3 protein-coding genes are annotated in these 4,224 nt (G+C 66.1%); all 3 read left to right on the top strand.

Annotation, left to right across the window (positions count from 1 at the left end; genetic code table 11):
* Positions 1-254 (top strand): ExbD/TolR family protein (locus ACXJKH_RS16160; RefSeq protein ID WP_457320818.1); only part of this gene is annotated, 254 nt, incomplete at its 5' end.
* Between the two features lie 249 nt (positions 255-503).
* Positions 504-3,377 (top strand): TonB-dependent receptor plug domain-containing protein, encoded by a 2,874-nt coding sequence (locus ACXJKH_RS16155; protein ID WP_457320815.1) that lies wholly within the window; start codon positions 504-506, stop codon positions 3,375-3,377.
* Positions 3,378-3,595: 218 nt separating this feature from the next.
* Positions 3,596-4,222 carry a LysE family translocator gene (locus ACXJKH_RS16150; protein ID WP_256777065.1) on the top strand — a complete coding sequence of 209 codons (627 nt, stop codon included), beginning with the start codon at positions 3,596-3,598 and terminating at the stop codon, positions 4,220-4,222.
* Positions 4,223-4,224 lie beyond the last annotated feature (2 nt).

Genomic DNA, 4,224 nt, shown 5'->3' with positions numbered 1-4,224 from the left:
CGTATGCACCGCGTCCGCTCCCGATCGAACTGTCGCTGGACGCGGCCAATCACCTGCGCTGGAACGGCGTCCCGCTGCCGTTGGGCGCAGTGGCAGCGCAACTGCAGGTCTTTTCTACCCTGCCGGCGCAGCAGCGCCCGACCGTGCGGCTGCGCACCACCGGTGACACCGACTACCAGGCCCTGTCCGAGGTGATGGTTGCCGTGGACAACGCCGGGCTGATGTCGGGCCTGGGGATCGACGCGGACGACTGAGTGGCGTGCACGCGCGCTGATGCGTGTTGCGTCCGTTCCAGACCATGCCTCGTTGCGGGGTACGTCGCGACGACGGCCTCCCGAAAAGCCTTGCAGGGCGGGCTTGTTGCCTGTTCGGATTTGTCGCATCCGCGTGAAATAGTGTCGTCCATCACGTCGGCCCGTTTACCGTTTGTTTACAAAGGAGACGTTGCCGCCATGCAGGGGGGTGCGGCAGCCCAGACCAACATTCCTTTGTGGAGAGAGCGAATGAACGACCTGCACTACCGCCCCTTGGCGGTCGCTGTATCGCTGTGTCTGTTGTTGGCCGTGCCCGCGCTGGCCGGCGCGCAGGAAACGCCCCGAACCACCACCGAGCTGGACCGCGTCGAGGTGACCGGCAGCCGCATCAAGCGCGCCGAAGTGGAAGGCCAGGTACCGATCCAGACCCTGACCCGCGCCGAGATCGAACGCACCGGCATGAACTCCATTGGTGAAGTGCTGCAGCAGCTCACCGGGTCCGGGTCGGCGTTGAACGCCAAATTCAATTCCTCCGGCAACTTCGGCTTCCCGCCTGACGGCAGCGGCGTGGGCGCCGGTTCGGCCCAGGTCGATCTGCGCCACCTGGGGGCCAAGCGCGTGCTGGTGCTGGTGGACGGCATCCGCTGGGTCAACGAATCCTCGGCCTCCGGCGTGGGCGCGGCCACCGATCTCAATACCATTCCGCTGGCGATCGTCGAGCGCATCGAAGTGCTCGAAGACGGCGCGTCGTCGTTGTACGGCTCCGACGCCATCGCCGGCGTGGTCAACATCATCACCCGGCGCGAATTCGATGGCGGCCAGGTCACGCTGAACTACGGCGAGTACAGCAAGGGCGATGGCACCCAGAAGGGCGTGGACCTGGCCTGGGGCACCAGCGGCGACCGCTACACCCTGTTCCTGGGCGCCAGCTGGACCAAGCAGGACCCGGTGTACGCGCGCGACCGCGAGCAGTCGCGCTTCCCGATCCCGGGCACCGGGCTGGCCTTCGGCAGCGGTGGCATTCCGCAGGGCCGCTTCGCCTTCGTCGACCCCAACACCGGGGCCGAGCAGGACATCGTGCCCAACACCGGGGCAAGCAACCCACGCTACGACGGCAGTGCCGGTTGCAGCCGCACCGACGACTACCACTGCTTCACCTCGGCCGACCGCTTCAACTTCGCCGAATACAACATGGTGCTGACGCCGTCGGAACGTAAGGGCATTTTCGGCCAGTTCCGTTTCGACATCACCGACAACATCCAGTGGTACATCAAGGCGCTGGGCAACCGCCGCGAATCGACCAACCAGGCCGGCCCCGAGCCGCTGTTCTTCGGCCCCGATGGCGCCACCGGCAACCCGCTGGCCGACAACATCGTGGTGTCCGCGCTCAACCCGTACAACCCGTTCGGGTTCGACCTGGTGTCCTCGGGCAACATGAGCCTGATCGGCCGGCGCCCGGTGGAGGGCGGTGCGCGCATCTTCGAGCAGGAGGTCAACACCCAGTACTTCGCCACCGGCCTGGTGGGCCAGTTCGAGGCCGGCAGCCGCAGCTGGTTCTGGGACGTCAACGGCATGTACAGCAAGAACAAGGCCGAGCAGACCAACTACGGCAGCTATGACATCTTCAAAGTGAACATGGCCCTGGGCGACCCGGCGGTATGCGCGGCCACGCCCGGCTGCGTGCCGTTGAACATCTTCGGGGGCGCCGGGTCGATCACCCCGGCGATGCTGGACTGGATCCAGCCGGTGGTGCGCGACCGCAGCCAGAACGAGTTGAGCCTGTTCACCGCCAACCTGAGCAGTGACCTGTTCACCCTGCCGGCCGGCCCGGTGTCGTTCGCCACCGGCTACGAATACCGCAAGTACGAGGGCCGCTACGATCCTGATCCGCTCACCGTGATCGGCCATTACAACGGCGTGCCGTCGCTGCCCACCTCCGGTTCCTACGACGTCAATGAAGCGTACCTGGAGCTGAGCGTGCCGATCTTCGCCAAGAGCGCGATCGGCGAGAAGCTCGACCTGAGCCTGGCCGGGCGCTACTCGGACTACTCCACCTTCGGCGGCGAGTTCACCCCCAAGTACGGCCTGCGCTGGCAGGTGACCAATGACTTCGTGCTGCGTACCAGCTACGCCGAAGGCTTCCGCGCACCGTCCATCGGTGAGCTGTATGGCTCGGCGGCGCGTGCCGACCTGCAGTTGTTCGACCCGTGCTCGATCGGCCTGGGCGGTACCGCACCGCGTGGCAATCCGGCCAACTGCGCCGCGCTCGGCGTACCGACCGGCTTCCAACAGGCCAACTCGCAGATCTCGGTCACCACCGGCGGCAACGCCGAACTGGACCCGGAACGCTCGCGCAGCTTCAGTGCCGGGTTCGTGTGGAGCCCGTGGTTCGGCAACGATGCGTCGTGGTCGGAGCGTTTCGACGTGGAAGTGACGTTCTACCGCCACACCATCGAAGGCGCCATCCAGGCCATCAACGCGCAGACCCAGTTGGACCTGTGCGTGGAAACCCTGGACCCGGTCTACTGCGAGGGCATCAGCCGCGCGTCCACCGGTGCGGTGAGCAGCTTCAACAACCGGCTCACCAACCTGGGCTCGATCAAGACCGACGGCTGGGACGTGGACCTGTTCTGGACGTTCCCGCAGAGCGACGTCGGCCAGTTCAAGCTGGGCTGGCAGAACACCTTCGTGGGGCGCTATGAAGCGCTGGGTGCGGCGGGCCAGCGGCAGCCGCAGAAACCGGGCGTGGAAGTGGCCGACAGTTCGATCCCGGAGTGGACCAGCAACGCGACGCTGAGCTGGGCCCTGGCCAACTGGAGCGCGTCCTGGACCGTGCGGCACATTTCCGAGCTCACCGAAGACTGCGGCGACGCCGTGGCGTTCCCGGTGTGCAGCAACCAGCAGGAAGGCACCAACACGCTTGATGCCACCACCTTCCATGACCTGCAGGTGGGCTACAAGGTGGACTGGATGAAGGGCCTGCAGCTCAGCGCCGGCTTGAACAACGTGTTCGACAAGGACCCGCCAATCTGCCTGTCGTGCTCGCTCAACGGCTACGACGCATCCACCTACGACATCCCGCGTGGGCGCTACTGGTACATGCGCGCGGATCTGCGGTTCTGATCGCCGGTTGATGTACGTGTGATGCCACCGGGGCGCCATCACGGCGCCCCGGTTCGTCCATCCGGTAGAGCCGGGCCATGCCCGGCTGCGTTGAAGGGCAGACAAATGCGTTGCACACACCGGCCATTGCGCATGTTTGCCGTGCTGCTGCTTTATCCGTCAGGCATCATGGCCGAGCCGGTCAGCGGCCGGCACCACCCTTTCCAATGACTGTTGCCATGAACCTGCATACCTGGTGGATCTTCGCCGTCACCGTATTCGTCCTGTGCGGCACCCCGGGGCCCAACATGCTGCACGTGATGACCCGCAGCGTGCGCGTGGGCTTCCGCCGCAGCATCGCGGCCATGGCCGGGTGCCTGAGCGCACTGGTGCTGGCGCTGTCGATTTCCGCCGCCGGGCTGGGCGCGGTACTCAAGGCCTCGCCGATGGTGTTCGACGTGCTGCGCTATGCCGGCGTGGCCTACCTGGTTTATCTGGGCATCAAGGCCTGGCGCGGCGGTGACGCGCCGATCGATGTTGGCAGCACCGCGGCGATCACGCCGAGCAAGCGGCGCATCCTGTTCCGCGATGGCTTCATCATCGGCATCAGCAACCCCAAGCTGTTGTTGTTCGCCTCGGCGTTCCTGCCGCAGTTCGTCGACCTGACCCAGCCGCAGCTGCCGCAGTTCGTGGTCCTGGTGGGCACCTTCGCGCTGATGGAGATGTTCTGGTACGCGGTGTACGCCGCCGGTGGGCGGGGCCTGGCCAGTTATCTGGCACGCCCGGGCCTGCGCAAGGTGTTCGACCGCGTCGTCGGCACCATCTTCATCGGCTTCGGCCTGGCGCTGCTGCGCGCCCGACCGTAGTG

This window comes from Stenotrophomonas sp. P5_B8 (assembly GCF_054049855.1).
Note: the sequence above shows the minus strand (reverse complement) of the source record. Positions and strands in the feature narration are given on the sequence as shown.